Source organism: Fervidicoccus fontis Kam940 (assembly GCF_000258425.1).
Classification (GTDB): Archaea; Thermoproteota; Thermoprotei_A; order Sulfolobales; family Fervidicoccaceae; genus Fervidicoccus; species Fervidicoccus fontis.
The window spans coordinates 265005-287350 of the sequence record NC_017461.1 but is presented as its reverse complement, the minus strand read 5'-3'; the positions used below and the strand labels follow the sequence as shown (position 1 = coordinate 287350).

23 protein-coding genes are annotated in these 22346 nt (G+C 32.6%); 12 read left to right on the top strand and 11 right to left on the bottom strand.

Going from position 1 to position 22346, the window contains the following annotated elements:
* Positions 1-135: 135 nt before the first annotated feature.
* The 6 genes from amrA to FFONT_RS01460 all read right to left on the bottom strand — a co-directional run bounded on the left by amrA (position 136) and on the right by FFONT_RS01460 (position 4784).
* Positions 136-756: an AmmeMemoRadiSam system protein A gene (gene amrA / locus FFONT_RS01485; RefSeq protein WP_014557441.1), complete on the bottom strand. Its 621-nt coding sequence runs from the start codon at positions 754-756 to the stop codon at positions 136-138.
* Positions 737-1216, bottom strand: a complete 480-nt coding sequence (locus FFONT_RS01480; RefSeq protein ID WP_014557440.1) for a Mut7-C RNAse domain-containing protein — start codon at positions 1214-1216, stop codon at positions 737-739. The genes amrA and FFONT_RS01480 overlap by 20 nt, the downstream gene beginning before the upstream one ends.
* 99 nt (positions 1217-1315) lie before the next feature.
* Positions 1316-2131, bottom strand: a complete 816-nt coding sequence (locus FFONT_RS01475) for a CBS domain-containing protein (RefSeq protein ID WP_148683490.1) — start codon at positions 2129-2131, stop codon at positions 1316-1318.
* A 10-nt stretch (positions 2132-2141) separates the two neighbouring features.
* On the bottom strand, positions 2142-2987 hold the full coding sequence (locus FFONT_RS01470) for a CBS domain-containing protein (protein WP_014557438.1): 846 nt from the start codon (positions 2985-2987) through the stop codon (positions 2142-2144).
* Between the two features lie 34 nt (positions 2988-3021).
* A complete protein-coding gene (locus FFONT_RS01465) occupies positions 3022-3954 on the bottom strand; it encodes a CBS domain-containing protein (RefSeq protein ID WP_014557437.1) in 933 nt (310 codons plus the stop codon).
* 14 nt (positions 3955-3968) lie between these two features.
* Positions 3969-4784, bottom strand: a complete 816-nt coding sequence (locus FFONT_RS01460) for a CBS domain-containing protein (RefSeq protein ID WP_014557436.1) — start codon at positions 4782-4784, stop codon at positions 3969-3971.
* 80 nt (positions 4785-4864) lie between these two features.
* Between FFONT_RS01460 and FFONT_RS01455 the strand changes: the two genes are divergently transcribed.
* The gene (locus FFONT_RS01455) at positions 4865-5752 is read left to right on the top strand and encodes an RIO1 family regulatory kinase/ATPase domain-containing protein (protein ID WP_014557435.1); all 888 of its coding nucleotides are present in this window, start codon (positions 4865-4867) and stop codon (positions 5750-5752) included.
* 462 nt (positions 5753-6214) lie between these two features.
* Positions 6215-8188, top strand: coding sequence for a DUF460 domain-containing protein (locus FFONT_RS01450; RefSeq protein WP_148683489.1), 1974 nt, complete (start codon positions 6215-6217; stop codon positions 8186-8188).
* A 135-nt stretch (positions 8189-8323) separates the two neighbouring features.
* Here FFONT_RS01450 and FFONT_RS01445 read toward each other — a convergent pair whose 3' ends face one another.
* The 4 genes from FFONT_RS01445 to FFONT_RS01430 all read right to left on the bottom strand — a co-directional run bounded on the left by FFONT_RS01445 (position 8324) and on the right by FFONT_RS01430 (position 12780).
* Complete coding sequence (locus FFONT_RS01445) at positions 8324-9541, bottom strand: methionine adenosyltransferase (protein WP_014557433.1); 1218 nt, start codon at positions 9539-9541, stop codon at positions 8324-8326.
* Positions 9542-9784: 243 nt separating this feature from the next.
* The gene (locus FFONT_RS01440; protein WP_014557432.1) at positions 9785-10213 is read right to left on the bottom strand and encodes a CBS domain-containing protein; all 429 of its coding nucleotides are present in this window, start codon (positions 10211-10213) and stop codon (positions 9785-9787) included.
* A 97-nt stretch (positions 10214-10310) separates the two neighbouring features.
* Complete coding sequence (gene rqcH, locus FFONT_RS01435; protein ID WP_014557431.1) at positions 10311-12200, bottom strand: ribosome rescue protein RqcH; 1890 nt, start codon at positions 12198-12200, stop codon at positions 10311-10313.
* Positions 12201-12216: 16 nt separating this feature from the next.
* Positions 12217-12780, bottom strand: a complete 564-nt coding sequence (locus tag FFONT_RS01430) for a class I SAM-dependent methyltransferase (protein ID WP_014557430.1) — start codon at positions 12778-12780, stop codon at positions 12217-12219.
* 121 nt (positions 12781-12901) lie between these two features.
* Between FFONT_RS01430 and FFONT_RS01425 the strand changes: the two genes are divergently transcribed.
* The 3 genes from FFONT_RS01425 (at position 12902) to FFONT_RS01415 (ending at position 15230) form a co-directional block, all read left to right on the top strand.
* Positions 12902-13738 carry an MBL fold metallo-hydrolase gene (locus FFONT_RS01425; RefSeq protein ID WP_014557429.1) on the top strand — a complete coding sequence of 279 codons (837 nt, stop codon included), beginning with the start codon at positions 12902-12904 and terminating at the stop codon, positions 13736-13738.
* A 284-nt stretch (positions 13739-14022) separates the two neighbouring features.
* Positions 14023-14271 carry an LSM domain-containing protein gene (locus FFONT_RS01420; RefSeq protein ID WP_148683488.1) on the top strand — a complete coding sequence of 83 codons (249 nt, stop codon included), beginning with the start codon at positions 14023-14025 and terminating at the stop codon, positions 14269-14271.
* 344 nt (positions 14272-14615) lie between these two features.
* A complete protein-coding gene (locus FFONT_RS01415; RefSeq protein WP_014557427.1) occupies positions 14616-15230 on the top strand; it encodes a mechanosensitive ion channel domain-containing protein in 615 nt (204 codons plus the stop codon).
* 130 nt (positions 15231-15360) lie between these two features.
* Here the strand turns inward: FFONT_RS01415 and FFONT_RS01410 are convergent, their stop codons facing one another.
* Positions 15361-16098: an ABC transporter ATP-binding protein gene (locus tag FFONT_RS01410; protein ID WP_014557425.1), complete on the bottom strand. Its 738-nt coding sequence runs from the start codon at positions 16096-16098 to the stop codon at positions 15361-15363.
* A 434-nt stretch (positions 16099-16532) separates the two neighbouring features.
* Here FFONT_RS01410 and pyrF point away from each other — a divergent pair, with 434 nt between their 5' ends.
* From pyrF to pyrD, 7 genes are all read left to right on the top strand, one after another.
* Positions 16533-17222, top strand: a complete 690-nt coding sequence (pyrF, locus tag FFONT_RS01405) for an orotidine-5'-phosphate decarboxylase (protein ID WP_014557424.1) — start codon at positions 16533-16535, stop codon at positions 17220-17222.
* Complete coding sequence (pyrE, locus tag FFONT_RS01400; RefSeq protein ID WP_014557423.1) at positions 17204-17788, top strand: orotate phosphoribosyltransferase; 585 nt, start codon at positions 17204-17206, stop codon at positions 17786-17788. The genes pyrF and pyrE overlap by 19 nt, the downstream gene beginning before the upstream one ends.
* A gap of 80 nt (positions 17789-17868) precedes the next feature.
* A complete protein-coding gene (pyrB, locus tag FFONT_RS01395; protein ID WP_148683487.1) occupies positions 17869-18804 on the top strand; it encodes an aspartate carbamoyltransferase in 936 nt (311 codons plus the stop codon).
* On the top strand, positions 18801-19286 hold the full coding sequence (gene pyrI / locus FFONT_RS01390; protein ID WP_014557421.1) for an aspartate carbamoyltransferase regulatory subunit: 486 nt from the start codon (positions 18801-18803) through the stop codon (positions 19284-19286). Before pyrB ends, pyrI begins: the two co-directional genes overlap by 4 nt.
* A 44-nt stretch (positions 19287-19330) precedes the next feature.
* On the top strand, positions 19331-20110 hold the full coding sequence (locus FFONT_RS01385; RefSeq protein ID WP_158308285.1) for an iron-sulfur cluster-binding protein: 780 nt from the start codon (positions 19331-19333) through the stop codon (positions 20108-20110).
* A complete protein-coding gene (gene pyrC, locus FFONT_RS01380; protein WP_158308284.1) occupies positions 20091-21359 on the top strand; it encodes a dihydroorotase in 1269 nt (422 codons plus the stop codon). Before FFONT_RS01385 ends, pyrC begins: the two co-directional genes overlap by 20 nt.
* A gap of 17 nt (positions 21360-21376) precedes the next feature.
* Positions 21377-22291 carry a dihydroorotate dehydrogenase PyrD gene (pyrD, locus tag FFONT_RS01375; protein WP_148683485.1) on the top strand — a complete coding sequence of 305 codons (915 nt, stop codon included), beginning with the start codon at positions 21377-21379 and terminating at the stop codon, positions 22289-22291.
* Positions 22292-22346: the final 55 nt, after the last annotated feature.

Here is a 22346-nt window from a genome sequence, read left to right as displayed (position 1 = left end):
CGTACATCGCTTTTATGTTCATCTTCAATAAAAACCAAAACTAGAAAAGCTTTTAGATATTTATCGCTACATCAAAAGGCGAGACTTTCAGTTTGCAATTTGTAACCTATTTTTGATCCATCACAAAAATTTAATTCAAAGTTCTTTCTCAATAATTTCACCAAATGGATATTTCTCCTCAAAAACTCTTGCTACAAAATAATAAAATTCAGTTTTTTCATCCTTCCAGCATGATCCCTCTAATCCAGCTTTATAGCATGTATATTCTAAAAAAGTCTCCTTATCCCATCCTTCTTCAATAGGAACTTGAGGTAAAAGAAGACCCGAGAATATTCCTCTGACTACCATTAAACCCATTTTTCCCATAACTATGCTCTTTAATCTTTCCTCAGGGTCTCTCGGTAGCTCCCTCATACCAGAGAGAACAGAAACTTCAAAGTGAGTGAATGGATATTCTCTTCTCTGAAGCGGTGGAAATCTAGGATCATTAAATGCTGCTTCCCTTGCAACTTCTATTACCGTTTGAATCAGCGGATATACGGGCTTTACATAGCCTATACATCCTCTTAGCTCTTTTTTCCTGTTTTTTATAATATTTATAGTAACAAAAGCCGCTCCTGGTCTCCTCAGTTTTTCAGGTACATCATTAATTTTGGCTTCTTCATAAATGAATGCTTTCTCTACGCTTTCTCTAGCTTTTTTCACCAAAATTCTTCCATCTTCCAATGTTAGTTCTTCAGGTTCTATTTGCTTCATATTCTGCATCCTCCAAAGTTTTCAATATATTTTTAAAATGTTTTCCGATCCAATATATATTTCCACATGATTGACATACAAAATAAACTCTCATTTCGCTATTTTTATGTATTTTTAGAAGCGGTTGATTTATACTGATCATTAACTTCCCATTGCATAATGGGCATCTGCTATTATGCGGACTGAATTTCAAAGATATTAACCCGTTCTTTTTTAACTCACATAGAATGTCCTTTGTATTAGAATAACTTTTTTTAACAAGAAAAGCATTTGCTCCGTCTGAAAGTGCCTTTTTCCATAAAAGATTGTCTTTAGTAATTATTATTCTATCTTCCTTTTTTGCTTTTTCGATAATTTCATCATCTGATATATCTATTTCATACAATGTATCATATCCTAATATTCTTAAATACCTAGCAACATTTCCGAGCATACAATCGACAATAAATCTTTTTTCCATTTTAATACTACCATTCGAAAATAAGAATCCTTGATAATTTTTATATTTTCATTTAAAAAATCTAAAAAATTTAAGTTATTTAAGTCATCTCAGTTTTAATCAAATTATGTTTCTTAATATATCATTATCATCTATTATTCCAATTAGCAAATCTTTCTCAATTACTGAAACTCCTCTTGACTGATGCTCTATTATTAATTTTGATGCTTTTGAAATCGGATCGCTTGAATATACGAATAAAGGAGGTCTACTCATTACTTCTTCTACCACAATTTCTTTTCTTGCAACTTTCCTGAGAGATTCTTTTGTGTCTTTTTGATAAAATAAAAGTGCATCAGCAATATTGTTGACTGTTATATACCCTGCTAAATAATTATTTGGGTCAACTACTGGTAGGTATACTACATCTTCTTTGAGGAATATTTCTCTTAGACTTGTAATTCTTTCTCCAAATCTAACAACTTTTTTCAAAGAAGATGCAAAACTTTTTGATGAAATTTCTTCACAGCTTGACAATAGCTTTGAGTAGTCCATTCTTATTACGATACCCACTAGAGCATCGTCCTTCATTACTGCAACTGAACTGATCTTTTTCTCTTTCATTTCTCTTCCAGCATCGGCTACTGTTGATCTTTCATCAACATGATATAGATTTGGCGTATAAAAGCTCGAAACATGCAATCTTGATGCAGAAACTAATCTTGTCCTTTCTACCATTAACTTATTCAGAACGTCTTTTTTTGTCATTATACCTATTGGTATTTTGTTTTCCGTGACAACAACTCTATCAATTCTATACTTTTCCATTAATTTGAAAGCTTGCGTGAGTGTTTGATTTTTATCAATAGTCGGAAAATCTGTTCTCAATAGAAAGCTAACATTCTCATTTAATAAATTTTTTATATCACATGCCATTTTTCCCACCTCAAAGCTTACTTATAGCATCTATTATTTCATTTTTCGTCAGCAACCCTAAGAGAAGGCCATTAGATTCGCTTATAACAACTAAGCTTCCTATCTTATTTTTTATCATAACTTTTGCTGCTTCTGGAAGCTTTTCGTCTGGATAAACAGTCACCAAATTTGTACTCATAATATCGCTTGCAAGAGGGACGATATAATATCTAACTCCGCCCGTTCTTCCTTTTTCTAGAAGCTCGTCTCTTTTTATATATTTTTCCTGCCTAGAAAATACATCCTTTCTTAGAAATATTATATCTTTCTTAGTTATGATTCCGACCGGCTTTCCGCTGTCTACTATGATTACCTTGTAATATGGCTTTTCCTCAATTTTGTCAAATACTGAAGTAATTGGATGAAATGGTGATATTGTTGGCGGATTTTTGTCCATATAATCTTTAACTGTATAATTATTTGTGTAATTGTCAGCGTATGCTTTGATTAAATCGGTTCTCGTAATTAATCCGACGACATCTCCATTGTTGTCTATTACAGCCAGTGAACCAATCATGTATTTTTTCATCAGAGCAGCAGCATCTGAAATTGAAGAGTTTATTTTTATGGTTATAACATTTTTACTCATCACATCTCTAACTAAAATTTTATCCCACGATACGTTAGAAAATTCTGGAACGCTCAAGGCTTTTAAGAGATCGGATGATGTGAGAATTCCTACAAGCTTGCCCTCATCAATAACAAGGAGCCGGCTTATTTCGTGTCTAAGCATTAAGTTTCTCGCATATGCCAAGGTATCAGAAGGTAATACGGAAATAACAGGAGAACTTATATAGTCATTTATTTTTACGACCATTTAGATTTCAACCCCAATGATATTTTTGCAAAAATTAAATAGGCAAGGCTAAAACAAAAAAAGCGTCATCAAATGTTATCATGCCAATATCTTCATCATTCTCGTCTGTTACAAGAACAGTTTTGAGCTTTTTATTGAACATTTTACTTATTACATCACCCATATCGACCTGCTTATAAACTCTCTCAATATTAAACTGCATAACATCTTTTATTGGTATAGAATTAACTTCTGTTAAGTATCCTTTTTTAACGAACTTAAAAGCCTCATGTGAACCGAAAAGCTGTACTATTCCACTTGAATCTAAAGTACCTATTATCTGATCCATCTCATTTTTTACATATATGCTATCTAAGCTTGTCTGAACAAGCATTTTCATGCCGACAATAAGAGGATCAAGAGAATTAACTGAAATGATAGGTGAACAAATTTCACCTGCTTTGACTCCGGTCCTCTTTTCTGCCAATAGCATTACAATATCTCTCTGCGTAATTATTCCATATACTGTGTTATCTTTATATAAGACGGGTAGAGCTCTTGTTTTATTTTTAATCATTGATGATATGACGTCAGGAAGCTTTTCATTGATATATACAAATGGAGATTCCTTTATCATTATCGTTTTGACTTGCTCATTTAAAGCGCTATGGATTTCCCCACCATGCCTATCCATGACAATGTTATAAAGCTCCCCCCCACCTAAATAATCAATAACGTTTTCACTTGTCACTAAACCTGAAAAATTACTCTCTCCATGTAGCACTAACAATTGCTCTTCTTGAAATGTATACATTTTTTCAATTGCATCTAAAACAGGTGAAGTTTGACTTACGCTAACAAAGATTTTCTTTGCTAATCTTTCGAGCTCTTTTTCTACTCTATATACCCTTGTACTGAAACTGGGCTTCCCATCGCTCCTAAGCCATCTATAACCTTCTATCCTGCTTCTAAAATAATTTGAACCCAAATTAATTCACCTATTTAACTTTTAATTTTCTTTTCAAATATTAGTCTAGCGATATCTGATCTGTCTATTATTCCTTTTATTTTTCCACCATCATCAATAATAAAAACTCTGCCTACATTTTTATTTACCATTTCATCTACAGCATTTGTAACTTTATCGCTTTGTTTGATGCATATAGGCGGCACGTTCATAGCTTCTTTTACAAGTATTTTTCTTGGTGAGGTCTGTGATTCAAGTTGGATTCTCGTATAGCCTTTGCTTATCAAATCATGTTGCGTCAAAGATCCTACAACTTTTAAATCTCTCTTAACAACTGGAAAACCAGCATAATCATGTTCTAGCATTTTGTACCAAGCTTTTGAAATCTCGTCATCTTCATAGAGATATTCTAATTTTTTTGAAAGCACCGAGGCCTCAACATTAAAGATTTCAGGCTCATTTTTGTAATAATAATTAATTACATCTTCTAGACCGACAATACCTTTATATTCTCCACTGCTGTTTGTAACAATCCCATACCATTCATTGTTTTTTAATAAAGCATTAAGGATGACATCAACTTCATCATCTTCTCTAATAATAGCAATAGGCTGTTCCATTATATCATTAACCTGAAGATTTGACTTTGTCGAACTTATATTTAAGATATTAACTCTTTTTATTAGTCCAACTATTTTTGGATTATTAGGAGAATTCGCAACAGCCAGGACCCTTATTTTATACTCTCTTATCAGCTCTCTAGCATGAGAAGCTTTGTCATATGGCAAAAGATATGGAAATTTTTTCAATATGTTCTCAGCTTTAACTTTTCCAACTGGAATAGAAATCACCTAAACCATAATATTATTACTCAGAAATAACATATAAACCTATTTGATTAACAATTCTATAGAAATTTGGTAATGTTTCAGTGATAACTTTGAAATTGGGAGAATTATATTTGAAAATACCTAATGAAGGGTTTAGAATATTGATTGCGATTGAAAGTGGTCTTCATAAATACGAATATGTTCCAATATCTTATATTCATCAAAAGGCAAGGATTAGTTCTGAAAAAATGAACTCAATTTTAAATCTTCTTTCATCGTTGAAGTTAATAAGAAGGCAAATAGGAAGTATAGTAGGATATAAACTTACATATCTTGGATTAAATATGATTTCACTAAGTGCAATTGTAAGAAAGGGACTAGTAACGGCTATAGGAGATCTTACTAATGTTGGTAAAGAAAGCGAAATTTATGAAGCAATAGGTCCAGGGAACTTAAGACTTGCTTTAAAGTTTCATATGGTTGGAAGGAGGAGTTTTAAAAAAACTGAAAGGCTCAGATCGTATGTTTTAGAGCAGAGGACATCAAACTGGTTCGATGAATCAAAAATAAGCGCACAAAGAGAGTATAAGGCTTTAGACATACTTTCAAAATATACTAAGTACGTAAGTGAGGTAGTTGGATACAACAGAAACCTTGTAGTTATGAAATATGTTGAAGGAGTAGAATTGTATAAAATAAAAGAGCTGAAAAATCCTGAAACTGTTTTTCTCAAAATATTGGAAGTCATCGATATCGCTTATAACAAAGTTGGAATAGTGCACGGCGATCTGAGCGAATATAACATTATAATAAAACTACCCGATGAGATTCCTGTACTCATTGACTGGCCGCAATATTTTGATAAAAATCATCCAAATGCAAACAGCTATTTAAAAAGAGATATTTATAATGTCTGCACTTTTTTTAATAAAAAATATAATTCACAACTTAATTGCGAGGAATTTTTTATAAAAATACTAAAATCCTGAGCTGATCTCTTCTTAGCCCTAAAGAGCGAGGAGGTTTTCCGCATCTATTTTTGAATACATATTTCATCAAAACATAGTGGTCGGAGATCATTCTTAAGCATTAAAAGCTCTATTAGCTTAAATTCAGGTCAACCATCATGCAAACAGTTAGATTTAGTAATACCTAATTACCTTGGAAAGCTGATCGCTAAACTTAAATAGAGATCGAAATCTAAAAAATATTTAAACCTTAATCACTGATTTAAAATTTAGGCTTTCATTCGTAAATTTTTAGCAAAAGAAGAAATTTTTTACTATGTGAAAAATATTTAAAAAATCAACAATATTTTTAAGTGGGAAATACGCTAAAAACTTATAATCTACGTTGTTAATAATGTAATATTAAGCTTCTAAAATTAATAGATAATTGCTATTTGGTGAAAAATACCTTTTAAAAATAAGCAAATAAGGTAAAAGTTTAAAATGAGCAAAACAAACGCGAATATATGCGTACTTGGTTTTGATATTAGTAACCAAATGGAAAAATTATATGCTATTGTACTTATATGTGATGGCAAACTCATTTCTAAAATTGAAAATGGAGGCCTAGAAAAAATAATAAGATTGGCATGGGACTATAATGTTAAAAAAGTCGCTACAGATAACATTTTTGAATTAGCTCCAAACGTAAGAGAATTAAAAAGGATAATTTCTTTATTCCCCGAAAATACAGAATTCATTCAAGTGAATTTAAATGATGAAGGTTTTGAGGATTTTAGAGGCATTTTGAAAAAGTCCGGCATTTCAACTTTTAATTTAACTCCGCAAAAAACTGCTTATTATCTAGCATATCTTGCTTATACAGGTTATGGCACTTCTTTAATTAAAAAACAGATCAGAACTAAAATAATTGTTAGAAAAAATAGAAGCTATGGACCTGGAGGAATGAGTAACAACAGATATAAGAGAAAAGTTAGAGTTACTATCCTCCAAATAACCAATGATATAAAAGATGTTTTAGACAAGAACAATTTTGATTATGAACTTTTGTATAGAAAATCAGGAGCGGGAATAGATGGTGCGATTTTTACAGTCTATACCCCAAGAAGTAGTTTAATAGGATTGATAAAACCCAGGCAAGGAACAAGTGTTAGTATAGAAATAAAGAATGACCTGGTAATATCCTTCGCTTTTAAAAAGGAGAAGAAAGAAGATAAACCTATTATTGTAGGTATAGATCCTGGACTAAATTTCGGCATTGCAATCTTAGACATAGAAGGAAATTTACTATATTTAGGAACAAAAAGATCTGGAGATAGAGAAGAAGTTATAGAGTTGATTCAAAGCTATGGAAGTCCGGTAATAATTGCTGCAGATGTTAAACCTGTTCCTGATACCGTTAAAAAAATTGCAAGTAAATTTAATGCGGAACTTTTTATACCTGAGGAATCTTTGAGCGTAGAAGTAAAAAGAGAAATGGCATTTAATGCGTTATCAGGAACTAGCGATATATCATTAGATTCTCATATGCGAGACGCATATTCCGCCGCTTACAACGCATTCAAAACGCTTTCTAAAAAATTAAAAGAAGTTGATGAATATCTTTTGAGAACCGGGCTCTCTTTATCTTCTAGAAAAATAAAGCAGGAAGTAATTAAAGGTAAGGCTGTCTCTGATGCCATAGAAGAAGAACTGAAACGGATACTGAGTATGGAAAGAGAAAATAAAGTGATAATAGATTATAAAGCCGGAGCCAGAGATTTAGAAAAGAAATTAAATGAAGAGCTTGAAAAAATAAAAAAAGAAAACATTTTGTTAAAGGCAAAGATTAACAAACTTTACGAAGAACTAAAAAACAAAGATAAGGAAATTAAACTAGCAAAAAAGAATGTTCAGCTGGTTGATATAAATTCTAGCATTGAAAGGACTATGAGTGTTTTAAAAGAATCAATTAGCGAATTAAATAAACAGCTGGAAGCAAAGAATTTAGATATAAAAATGCTCGAAGAAAGGGTAAAGGAATATGAAGATATACTTGACAAGTTAGTTAAAGGAGAATATATACCCGTTCCAATTGTTTCAAGTTTAACGAAAAGCAATCTTAACAAACTACTCGAATATAATGTAAACTTGATTTATGTTGAAAACCCTGATTCTTACCAAAGCGATATTGGAATTCTTTTAAAAAATAAAAATATCCGAGGAATTCTCATCTCATATCAGTATAGCGAAAATAGTGGTATATACAATTTGTTAAAAGAAAATGGTATACCTGTTGTTTCCATATTTGAATACGACTACAAAAAAATTAAAGACATTATTATCATAGAAAGAAAAGTACTGGATAAGATCAAAGAAGCCGAGGAAAAGCTTAAAGAGATAGAGAAAGTTAAAGAGATAGAAAAGTTTGAAAAGATATTCAATGAATATAGGGAAAAGAGGAGAAAAGATAGGTAAAAATCTGACTTAGGTTTATAATCAATGGAGATAAATTCTAAATTACTAAAAATTTTGTCATCTTTATGATTTAAAATTATAAGCTAAATTTAAAAAATATGACCATTATTTAAAAACTATTTTTTAAATAAAATATTAGAATAGTTGTACCTTTTTTTCGAGGATTAATTTCGTATATTTTGTTATTTCTTTTAGTTCTTGTTCAATTATGTTTCTTGCTTCTTCTTTCATATCATTAGTTATCGGTTTTGTTTTAGATGTTAATTTAATAGAAGTTGCCAAAGGATCATCGATTGGCCTTCCAATTTGGCTTAATATCTGAACTATAACATGAGCCTCTTCATGAAGTTCCTCATATATTTTCTTGCTTGCTAGCATAGCGATGATATTGTAAATTTTTCCAACGTGATTGACTGGGTTTTTTCCTGCTGTTGCTTCTAAGCTCATAGGTCTCATCGGTGTGATAAGCCCGTTGGCTCTATTTCCTCTACCAGTTGCGCCATCATCTCCATGCTCTGCGCTCGTTCCCGTAACTGTTAAATAGAAGATATTCTTTTCAGGAGAATCGCCTGTATTAAAGAATATCTTTATTTCATATTCAGGTGCCAATCTCTCTGTATATTTATAAACTTCTTCAACCACTTTTTCTTTAATATTGATATAATGATCTTTGTCGTCGACAAGCTTGCTAATCATAGCTCCTGCGATAGTTAAATCGATTTCTTTTTTATTTCTTAAGCCCATTACCTTAATGTCTTCTCCTAGTTCTGGAATTTTCTTCTTCATTTCTGGACTATTTAAGAACCTTTCGGTTTGATAAACAACATTTTCCAATGTAGAATATGGGTAAAATCCTATACCGAAGCTCGTATCATTTGCATGCGGAACACTAAGTCCTCTATCAAATATCCCTGTAAGATCTTCACTTCCTTTTCCTATTTTATAGTCCACAATGACGTGCTCTTCTGGATCTAAATATCTCATGTTGTTCTTAATCCATTTTTTTACTGATGACATTATAATAGTTCCAATTGGGACGTTCTCAATGCCATCGTCAGTTTTTACTGTAGTTGTTGCTCTGCCTGAAACTAATATGTATATAGGATGGAGGACGCGACCTCCTCTGAACTTAGGATCTGATTGTCCTCCAACAATTAATACCTTATCCACATTGTGATGAAGAATTCTACCGTAATGCTCAATATAATAGTTCGATAATCCTATGCTAACCTCTTCAGAAGCAGAATCAGCTATATAATCTGGATGGCCTATACCTTTTCTTTCGACTAATTCAATTTCCATATCTTGAGGCAGTTGCCACTCAACTTCTTCGACATATATGTTTTTTGTCATTTTAAAAACCTCTTATTTAATGATTTTTATAGAATATTAATAGAAACATAATGACATTTTAAATGTTACTTTTTAATTTTTCGAAAAAAGGTGAAAAGAGTGGTATGAAAACAACCTAATGAATATTACGAAAAGGATAAAAGATTTGGCTGATGAAGAATTCTTTTCACATATAAACAAATCTAATAAATATTGACAATGAAACGAGAGAAACTATCATGACACTCAACTTAATAAATCCATTCATCTTTTTTTCTTTATTCTTAGTAGCTCCAAATATTCAGGCGCTATTGATATAATATCTCCTGTTGCAATAATTCCTACAACTCTTCCATTTTTTACAACTGGAAGATGACCTATCTTTTTTGATTGCATTAATGCAACCGCTTCGTAAAGAGGAGTATCGGGCTCAACGTATACGACTGGAGCACTCATTATATCTTTCACCTTAAGATCCTTCAAATCGAGCTTTCCTTTAATCACTTTTGTGATTAAGTCTTTTTCTGTTAATATTCCAATTAAAACCCCTTTTTCGTTTACAACAACTACACTTCCAATATTATTTTCTAGCATAATCCTTACTGCTTCATCTAACGAAGTATTAGGATCAACTGTAACAACATTAAAACTCATTAAATCTTTAACTGAATACTCTTTTCTTTTTATATCCATTGATGTTCCCTCTATTCAAAAGCTAAATATAAATTAAAAAAGTTATATTTTTTTCTTTCTAATTATAATATGTTATGCTATACCTAACCTCTTGCGATTAATGATTGATTTCAAAAGATAAATTAGACTTTCCAGGTATTATCTGAACCAGTTCTTTTAACGATGGAAGCGACTCAAAGTTTAAATTCTTAATATATTGATATATTTTATTTGCTACTTCTTGAGCTTCAATATTTCCCGGTTCAATAATAGCTACTGGATAGGAATTCTTCTTAACTGATTCTTCGCTTCCAACAAAAAATCTATAAGCATTATCGGCAGTTTGTTGCAATCCAATTCCAAGTTTTAATGGAACGTTTCTTACATAATTTTTTTCTCCATATATCATAAAACTTCCTTTTTCAAGGTATTCTCCAGCAGGGGGAGTTTTTGAAACCTGATCACTATGTACCCAAAATACGTCCACGACTTTTAGAGAGGCCTTCCATGCTTTCGAATAAGATGCTGCTATAACAGATGTGTCATATATATCCTCTTCTTTAATATCTTCATTTTCTGCTAATAATATCGTAGAAGGCGCGCCATGAATTTCTGCATGGAAATACAGAGATTTTTTGTTCTTCATAAGATATTTTTTTACTATAGCTTCATTTTGCTGTGCATCCCTGCCAGCTATAATCAATAACCTGTTTCTTGTAAAGCTCCATATGTATTTTTCATACCAATCTCTTTTTCTCGCTATAGCTTTAACTTCTCTTTCTTTTTCATGCTTTTTTAAGTTCAACTCTTTGAGCTTTAATTCGAGTGTTTCTAAATTAGCTTTTGCATTTTCAACTTTTTTCTTTAGTTTTTTAGCTTCATCAAAAATTTTACCAATTTGCGTAAAGGCATCTTCAAATATATTGAATTTATATTCTTTTCCCTCTAAATCTAAAGTGAACTCTCCACTGTTTTGAAAAACTTTTTGTATGCCTGGGCATCTTTCCTTTACTTTTTCCCAACCGTATTTCTTTTGAACCTCTCTAGCACATTTAATTTTTTCTTCTATATATGAAGAAAATGAAGCTAATCTGTTTGCAACTTCATATAGCTCTTTTACCTTTTGCTCACCTTTTTCAATATCTTCTCTAATCTTATCAATGCTAGCTTTTGTTCTTGAAATTTCTTCGTCTTCCAAAGCAACGGGTCTCAGAACATCAATACTATAAAAATACTTATCAAGAGCATCATTGAATTTTTCGGTTTTTTCAATTTTAGAATTCTTATGAATTACAGATGGATTAAAAGGATAGAATGCTATAAGCGTATCATCTTGATGAACTATATATCCTCCATCAATTCCTAAAGAACCCATTATTTCTTCAATTTTATTGCAAATTTTTTCAAAACAATTTTCGCAACCAACTTCTCCTATAGCTTCATCAATAAGTTCATGTGGAAGCCCAAGTTTTTTAATTAAGCCCTTTTTACCTTCGCTTGATAAAGCTTCGATGCACATTTCGGCCGTAGGCCTTTTCTCAAAAATTGGAGGCAGAATATATTGCGAATTTCTTTCTATTTTTCTATCTCTCATTTTTTTGAATGATGATGCATGAATGATTCTTTCTGTAGGATCTGTTAAGATGATTTCTCCTCTAGGGAGTAGTTCGATATATAGAGCGTAGTCATTATCGAATTCAAGTTTTAAAATTCTATCAAAACCTATCTGTTTTATGCTCGTAATAACTCTTTCATTTAAATACTTCCTAAGCGAAAGTGCAAAAATACTCGGCTTTTCCGGAGTTGGTAATGAATACTTAGAAAAATAAATTTTCTTAGAAGCTTCAGCTACTAGGAACTTAAAATAAGGATCTTTTAACTTGATTAAGATTCTCTTAGTCTGAGGGATGTGATAAATATTAGAAACTTTTAAGTTAATTTTTTCTTTTTCTAGCTCTCTTAAAAATGCAATAAGATCAATAACTGTCATTGATTCTTTTATGTTCATTTTTAATCACAACATATCAAAGCTGATTTTGATAATGATTTTTTAATTTAATTAAGTATACTGCATCTTTATCATTTTGCGTGATCATAGTAGCATTATGATGTTGAAGAATTTCAAGCATTTTTTCTTTTAGTCCCTTTTTTAGAATACTTAATACAATGCTCTTTTTAGTGACCCTTTCAAGCTCGTTTAGCTCATTTTCATAATCGTTATTTAAAAAAAGAGATGTGAAGGAAAAAGTATAATCGAAAATTTTTTCTCTAAATGGCGCAAATGCAATATCTCCGTTTACTAACTCAATTTTTTCTTTTAAAAAATCTCTTTTCTTAATCAGCTCATCTAACATTTTAATGCTTATGTCAATGCCAACAATCAAATCGAAATTTATCATCTTTCCATTTCTAAATAAATACTCTTCAAAAAGACCTGTCCCAATTCCAGCATCTAATATTTTTCCTCTTATTTGGTCAATTAACTTATCAATTAGCTTATATTTTTCTTCTTGTTCTATTTTATAAAGCATCTCATAAGTGTCATAAGTTATGTTATATTTTTGCATTATTGATATTTTTTCTTCCATGGTTTTCCATCTTATTGTTGTACAATTAAAACTTTTATTTTTTTTAATTTAATTCATTATTAGGAGGTAGACTTAAACGAAAATTACTATTATTACATCGGACAGTTTGGGAGTTCGATCAATGGCTAATATTGTTGAAGCCAAAGGCTTTAAAATCTTTATTGATCCAGGAGCTGCACTGGCTCCATATAGATATGGACTACCTCCTCATGAGATTGAATTAAATGAATTGGAAAAAAGTATTGAAAAAATTTGCAAAAATCTTAATGATTCAAATTTAATAGTAATAACTCATTTTCATAGAGATCATTACCTTAGCAATGATTATTGTATTGAAGCTTTTAAAAATAAAACTATCATTATGAAGCATCCTGAAATTGATATTAATTATAGTCAAAAAATGAGAGCCAAAGAATTTATTAAAAAAACTAAGGATATTTCTAAGTTAATTTTCACTAACGGTGAAGATTTTGTATTTGAAGGAATAAAAATGAAGATTTCCTTCCCGCTATGGCATGGATCTCAAAATACGCCTTTAGGAAAAGTTCTAGTTATATTAATTGATGATGAAGAACAAAGATATTTGTTCGCTTCAGATACACAGGGTCCGGGAGATGATGAAGCTGCTCGTTGGATTATAAATAACAAACCTACAATTGTATATATCAGTGGTCCTCCTTATTATCTCATAGGATCAATAAAGGGCGTAGAAGAAGTTGAAAACGGAGAGAAAAATTTAGAAAAAATTTTTTCTATTAATACTTTGAACACAATTATTATAGATCATCACTTTGCCAGAGAAAAAAACTATGTAAACAGGCTAGAAAGATTGAGAATAAATTATAATCAAAAAATTAAAATCACAGATGCAGCTGAATTTATGGGAGTAGAGCGAAATCCACTAGAATCAAATAGAGATGAACTTTACAACCGAAAGCTTCACTTTTCAAAGCAGTGATAATTAAAAAGTTTTTAACTTTACTTCATGAATGTCGAAGAGAAACCTTTAGAAAAGTTGAAAAGAGATCTTTGAAAACATTCTTATTGTAATGTATATGAAAGATGTAAAAAAACGAATTGATATGTGGGCCAATGACCTTACTGAAGGGAGCTTATTCCTGAGATGAAGAAAGAGATCATTATAAGATACTCCAAAAAGTAGAACGATAGAGATAAAAACCCCATCATAATAAGCATATTAGTGTAAAAATTATATCGAATATGTATAAAGGTGCAAATTTAATGTCATCAAAAACACAATTACCATTGAAATATTTACAAGATGCTAAAGGGAATAATGTATTAGTTAAACTAAAAGATGGCGGAGAATATATAGGAGAGCTTGATTTTAGCGATAGCACTATGAACGTGATATTGAAAAATTGCACAGAAGTAAAGGAGAGAACTGGGGAACCTAAAGCGAAATATGGTACCATTCTTATAAGAGGTAGCCAAATCCTGTTTATTAGCCTTGAGCATACTCAATACTAAACTTATGTTATAATAAGGAATGCTCCATTTCTAAATATTCTTGATTGTTAACAAAAAGATAAATTTTTATATAAGGAGTTTTCATTGATTTATATTTTCCAAACAAAACAAAAAGAAGAAAAAAATATTAACTATGATAATTTTTATTAAAAACAGGTACTAGGCAAGAGCTCGCCGAGGCTCTTAACCCGTAGGTCCCGGGTTCAAATCCCGGCGGGCCCGCCACATTTAATGAAAATGGGCTCCTTATATCATTGTTTTTATTTTAAGATTTTTTTGATCGCTTTTCAAAATTAAAAAATTTTTAAGAAACGAAAAAGTAAATTAAATATAGTGATTTAGTTATGTCTTCCAATAGAAAAGAAATAGCTAAAAAATTCACTTATTCTATATATAAATTAACTCTTTGGATCGCTGCATATATAATAATAAGTGCCTTAATAAATGGGTATGTATTTAAGCTTTTGGCAGAACATAATCTTAATGTTTCATCTTACTCTTCATATATAAATATTCCTTTAGCTATTCTTTTTGGATATTTAATTGTCGCATCATTATCTGATGTGATATATTGGAATCTAAGGTTCAAATATGATCACTCTGCTGCTGCTGGAGCGAGAAATGCTATTAAAATCATAGGGATAGGAGCAATTCTTTCCTCTATTGCTGGAGGTGTTGCTGGAGGGACGGCTGGTGTAGCTTTAGGAGGTTTTCTAGGATTAGTAGTAGGTTATGCAAGCCAACAGGTTCTAGGGCAGGCAATATCTGGTCTATTTCTTTTAACTATAAGACCATTCAAAATAGGAGATAAAGTCAATATCGTAGGCGAGGATGGAGAAGTTCTAGATATTGGAGTAATGTTCATACTATTAAAGAAGAGCGATAATACATTAGTATATATTCCCAACAATTCAGTGATTTCACAGAAAATATATAAAAAGGAAATAGCCAGTTCTTGATGTTATGTCATTGATCTTTAATAATTATTCTTGAATTTTTAAAATTATGTTCGATCCTATATATGCTCTATTTTTAGAATTAGAGACGAATAGAAACGCAAATAATAATAAAAATATAGTTATATATATTCTAACTAACATAGGAGTAGACTAAGTCTTCTATTTTTTCAAATTCAGGGGATCTCCTGTTTCTCGGTCTTGGTAAATCAACATTAACAATATTTGATATCTTAGAAGGTCTAGGAGTTAGAATAACTATTCTATCAGCAAGGAATATTGCTTCATCGACAGAATGAGTCACCATTATAATCGCTTTCATTGGCGTTATGTTAGAAAGCCATATATCTAGAATTTCAGCCCTTAAGTTTTCTGCAGTTAAGGGATCTAAATTGGAAAAAGGCTCATCCATAAGGAGAATTTCTGGCTGAACTGATAAAGCTCTTGCTAGATTAACTCTTTGCCTCATCCCTCCGCTTAACTCATACGGATATACATTTTCAAAACCGCTTAAACCAACAATTGAAAGATACTTTTTTGCGGATTCTTCAGCTTCATTTTTAGGAATACCCATATTTTTCAGAACAATTGCTACGTTTTCTAAAACGGTAATCCATGGAATAAGCGATGGAAACTGGAATACGAATCCGAACCTTGGAGGCTTACCAGTTTGAAATATTATATTTCCACTAGTAGGCTTATCAACTCCTGCAATAATCCTAAGTAGAGTAGATTTTCCGCATCCAGAAGGTCCTAAAATCACAAAAAATTCGTTATAAATATCTAATGATATGTTATCTATAACTTTTATTTCGCCGCTGTTTGACTTGAAGCTTTTCGATAAGTTCTTTATAGAAAGTAGCAAGTTCATTAACAGCACCCTCCTCTATTGTTTAATAACTTTTGTTATTTTGTAATATTATTCTAAATAACTAGAATCGAAGCTTAAAAATATGATAGTATGATATGTGAACTACCCCGCCCTTACTGAAGAGGCATCTCCCCCCTTGCGGTGGAGGTTTCCTGTTTCTTCCAGGAAACTTACTATACACTCATCTTTTTTACATCTTCTCTCGTTGGATAAATCTTGTACTTGAATGCCAATTGGATCACGTTATTCTCTCCCTTTGGCTCTTCACATATTTTTTCAGGGCCTCCAGTGTGACCATAAGTATCTTTGTCAAGTCTGTATCGAATAGTTATATTTATTTTTTGATAATCATAAGAACATTTCTATAGAGGGCTATTCATCCCCTCCTTTATTGAAGGGGACTTTTGCCCCATTAACACTCAAAAGTTAAAAAGGTGGTTAAAATTATAATCATAGCACTGGATCCTCCTCCAAATGTAGACGAGGTTGAATGGATAGAAAATAGGTTTTATGAACTAAATGGTTTAGTTAGCGGTTTTAAAATTGGTCTCCCAGCAGTTTTGAAAAACGGGCTTGAATCATATAAACGTATTTTTAAAGATTATAAAGGGCTTTTGATAGCTGATTTTAAGCTAGCAGATATAGGGGATATTATGTCGATGTCTGCAGAAATAATAAAGAGCTACGGATTTAATGCGATGATCGCACATAGCTTTGTAGGGTATTCAAATGCTATAGATAAGCTTTCTAAGAAAGCTAAAGATCTCGGCTTGAAACTCATATTAGTTGTTTCAATGTCGCATGAAGGATCAAAGGAGTATATTGATGGACATTTAAATGATTTCCTTCAAATTGCAGTTAAGGCTAACGCCTGGGGGGTTGTAGCGCCAGCAACAAGAGTTGATGTAATAAGGAACGTAAGGAGCAAAGTGGGAAAAGATATTAAAATTTTATCACCTGGAGTAGGCGCCCAAGGGGCAGATTTTGGAAGTGCTATATGCAATGGAGCTGATTACGAAATTATTGGAAGGTCTATAACTGGCGCAGAAAATATAAAAGAAAAAGCTACCCAAATTATAAAAACGATAGAGGAGAGGGTGAAAATATGTCGGGGATTGCAGTAGAATTTTTAAAAAACGGAATAATAAAAATTGGAAAGTTTAAGCTTACATCTGGGATAGAGAGTCCATTTTACATTGATTTGAGAAGGCTTTACAGCTTTCCTTCGCTTAGAGAGAAGGTTGTAGAAGAAATCGTGAAGAGATTTCCAACTGATCAGGCTGATGTTATAGTTGGTATTGCAACATCTGGAATTGCTCTCGCTTCATTTATCGGGTGTAAAACAGGAAAGCCTATTGCTTATGTTAGGCTTGATAGAAAGGAGCATGGAACACAAGCACTGCTTGAAGGTGAAGTGAGAAACAAAAAAGCCGTGGTTGTAGATGACGTTGCAACAACTGGAGGTTCTCTAGAACATGCAATAAGTGCCGTCAAAGAAATGGGAGGGAATGTTATGTTCTCAGTTGTTGTAGTTGATAGAGAGCAAGGAGCGAGAGAAAAGCTTAAGTCCATAGGAGTTGAGCTTTACAGCCTCTTTACCGCGAAAGAACTATTTAAAGAGCTCTATGAAAGTAATACTATAGATGAAAAAACCTATAAAGAAATTCAGGAGTATCTCTCAAAATACTGATAAGATATAAAAGGCAATGGAAACTTTCAGAAGAAAAGCTTTTATACCGTTTTTTTATGAAATGTTTAAGCAAGGGCGTTATGATAAATAAAGATTTCTATAACCAAGATGTTATTTCTATACAGCAGTTCACTAGAGAAGATTTGGAAACATTGTTCGAATATGCAGACAGAGCAAAAAAGCATAAGGATAAAAAGCTTGAGCTTTTAAAAGATAAAGTAGTCATGCTGGCTTTTTTTGAGCCTTCGACAAGGACGAGATTCAGCTTTGAAGTTGCTGCAAAAAGGTTGGGAGCAGATGTAGTCGGTTTTTCTGGAGAAGAGGGAACAAGCATAAGCAAAGGAGAAAACTTTACCGATACTATAAGAATGCTTGACTCATATTCAAACTTGATTGTAATAAGGCACAAACTGGAAGGAGCAGCAAAATATGCATCCGAAATTGCGGAAAATCCTGTTATTAATGCGGGTGATGGAAAGCAACATCACCCTACTCAAGCAATGATCGATCTTTATACTATAAGAGAAATTTTTGGCACGATCGATGAGCTAACTTATGCAGTAGTAGGAGATTTGAGATATGGAAGAGCTTCAACATCATTCATTTACGGCCTTCTCATTTATAATCCTAAGAAACTTTACTTAGTTTCTCCGCCGAATTTGGGCGCAAGGGAAGAGGTTATAAGTTATCTAAAAGAAAAAGGAGTTGCTTTCGAGGAAATCAGAAATTTAGAAGAAATAATTGATGAAATTGATGTTCTCTATACTATAAGGTTGCAAAAAGAGAGGTTTCCAGATATTACCGAGTACGAAAAAGCAAAAGGGTCATATAAAATAACGCTTGATCTTTTAAAAAATGCGAAAAAGGGGTTGAAAATAATGCACCCCTTACCTAAGCTGGATGAGATAGACAAAGAGATCGATTCTACCGAATATGCCGCATATTTTCAACAAGCCAAAAATGGAGTGCCTGTGAGGATGGCTCTATTATCACTCATCTTTGGTGTTGAGCTATGAGCGAGAAGTCCACATTAGTTGTTTCAAAAATAAAACATGGAACTGTCATAGACCACATACCTGCTGGAAAGGCAATGAACATACTTTCAGTACTAGGCATAAGGGGAGAGAAAGGAGATAGGATCGCAATAATAATGAACGTAGAAAGTGAAAAGCTGGGGAAAAAAGACATCATAAAAATAGAAGGAAAGTGGCTTGAACCAAGAGACTTCGATGTCATATCACTAATTGCGCCTTCTGCGACAGTTAACATAGTAGAAAATTTTGAGGTTGTTAAGAAATATAAAGTCAGCTTACCAGATCGTGTTGAAGGGCTGTTAAAATGCCCAAATATGACTTGCATTACTAACGAAAGGAATGAAAGCATAAAGACAAAGTTCAAAGTCCTGTCAAGAGATCCTTTAAAGCTTCAGTGCGAGTACTGCGGTACGATAATATATAAAGATGATATAGTAAAGCTGACTAACTATCTAAAGAAATAAAGATTAATTTGATATATATGCAAAATTTGAGAGGAATAGGAAAAATGGAAAAGAAAAAGTTTGAAATTAAGCCCGTTAAGATTGAAAGAAACGAAGAAGTCGCTGAAAATACTTTTTTAATTTCTTTTTTGCCATTAGAAGATTTAAGTTTAGAAGTCAAGCCATTTAATTTCTTTATGGTATGGATTCCTAGAATCGATTTTATTCCGCTTAGCGTTTCAGATTATGACGGAAATAGCTTGACTTTTTTATATAAAATTAAGGGAAACGGCACTAAGGCCCTAAGCTTAAAAAAGAAAAATGAAATTTTGGGCATTATGGGTCCTCTTGGAAAAGAGTTCTTCTTTAAAAATGGAGAAAAGATTTTAGTTGTTGCAGGGGGAATAGGAATTGCCCCAATACCTTATTTTGTAAAGTTTTCAAAAGGCTCAGAAATTGATTTGGTATGGGGTGTAAAGAAAGGCTCAGAGCTTTTTGAAGTAACTAAAATATATGGAAAAATGAACAATTTGAAGAACTTCATAATTTATACCGAGGACTGTAGCTATGGAAAATGCGGAAAGGCATTGGATGCGCTAAGAGAAATTAGATTAAATGAATACAATAGGATTTTATCAGTAGGTCCTGAAGTAATGATGAAAAACTTCTGCAACTTATGTAATAAAAAGAATGATTGTTATGTAGCTTTAGAGAATTTAACTAAATGTGGAATGGGAATTTGTGGTTCATGCTATATAAAAGGAACAACGAAGCTCATGTGCTCAGATGGGCCAGTATTTGAATGTTCGGAGGTAAAATACCATTTTGAGAGCATTATTGCTTAAGGCTCTTATTGGAAAAGAATTAAAAGAGCTCACACTAATTATTGAGGACGGTATTGTTTCAAAGAGGCTCCTTAATACTGATGAAGCTATATGCAGAAATATAGAATGCATAGACTTGAGAGAGAAAGGGATAGCTTTACCAGGCTTCATAGATCTACATGCTCATTTGAGAGGGCTTGAGCTGAGTTACAAGGAAGATGAGGAAAGCGGCACAAAGGCTGCAGCAAGAGGAGGTTTTACAGGGATTGTAGATATGCCAAATACTAAGCCGAAAATAGATAATACAAAGTCTTTGAATTTGAAAATTAAAAGCTTATATGAAAAAGCATACGTGAATTTCGGTATCTCTGTAACAATTGGCAAAGATGTTGATGATTTTATTGAAATGCTTAAAGCAAAAGAAGTCGTTTCCGTAGGAGAGCTTTTTCCAGAAGAACACGAGAGACTTCCAGAAATTTTAAAAAGCTTTGTGGCTAATGGAATAGAAAAACCAATAATAATACATCTTGAGCATAAGGATGCTTTAGGCGAGTGTGGAAAAGGAAAAAGATGGGCATGCAGGCCCATTGAATCAGAAATGCTCGCTTTGAAAGAAATCGGATATATGCTTGAAAGTGCACGTATAAAGGCAAAGCTACATATTACTCATGTTACAAATAAGTATGTTTATGAAATGGCTAAAAAGTATAAATTCACAACGGATACATGTCCTCATTATTTATATTTAAGTTCAGAAGATGAGGAAAAATTTGGATGCCTTGCAAAGGTCAATCCTCCATTGAGAACAAGAGATATAGCTAAAGAGCTTATAGGGTTGCTACCTCATTTTGATGCAATAAGTACAGATCACGCACCTCATAGCATAGAGGAGAAGTCTCTCCCATTTGAAAAATGCCCATCAGGAATAGCATCGATTGAAATTGCTGTACCTTTGATGATAAATTTGGTAAATAAGGGAATATTAAATCTAGAAGACTTGATTCAACTGTTGTCTATGGGCCCTCATAAAATACTGAACATGAAGCCCGGATGGGGGTGCTTTGATATAGGTTGTAAGGCGAACTATACTGTCGTTGACTTAGATAAAGAATGGAAAATAGATTCTTCAAAGTTTTACACAAAAGCGAGATTCTCTCCATACGACGGATTAATCATTAAAGGAGACGTCTCTTCAACTATAATTAATGGAACTGTAGTTTATTTAGACGGAGAAATAATAGAAAGGCCCAAAATATCCTATTTAAAATGAACTGGATGGTGATATTAATGACATTAAATATAGAATTAGCGGGAATAATTTTAAAGAATCCATTAATGAATGCAAGTGGAATATTAGGACAGAACAAGGAAGCGATAAAAAGGCTATATGAATATGGTTTTGGAGCAGTGGTTTCAAAAACTATAACTCCGATGCCAAGAATTGGCAACAAACCTCCGATAATTCTCTCTTTGCCGAATGGGGGACTCATTAATGCTGTTGGGCTAGAAAATCCGGGAAAAGGTACTATAAAAGAGCTTGTAGAAGAGGCAAAAGAGCTCAACATCCCTATTATTGTGAGTGTTGGTGGTACTAATGAGGATGAATTCTCAGAAGTAGCAAAGGAGGCGGAGATCTCTGGAGCTAATGCTATTGAGCTAAATCTAAGTTGCCCCCATACGAAAGGATATGGTCTAGAAATAGGTGCCGACCCTCGAAACGTTTTCAACGTTGTAAAGAATGTTTCATCAATTATAAAAATACCTGTTATAGCAAAGCTTGGTCTGAATGATAAAATAGTTGAAGCTTCAGGCAAAGCACTTGAGGCTGGTGCAAAAGCTTTAGGTTTGATAAATACTGTAAAGGCTATTTATATAGATGTATATACATTAAAGCCAGTACTTTCTAATATTCATGGAGGTTTATCAGGTCCGCCTATACATCCGATTGCAGTCAGAGTAATTTATGATGTATATAGAGAGTACAGAGCAGAAATCATCGGAAGTGGAGGAGTGAAAGATTGGAAGGACGCCGCTGAATTCATCTCAGCAGGCGCAAAAGCCATTCAAATAGGTTCTGCATTGATTTCGAATGATGACCCCAAACATACCATAAAATCTATTTTAGGTGGACTAGAAAATTGGCTAAGATTTCACAACGTAACTTCGTTATTAGAATTGGTAGGCTCAGCTCACAGAGACTGATTTTTATATCCTTCATCTGTAGGGAAGTGGCGTGATCAGAGATCCTCCTTTGAAA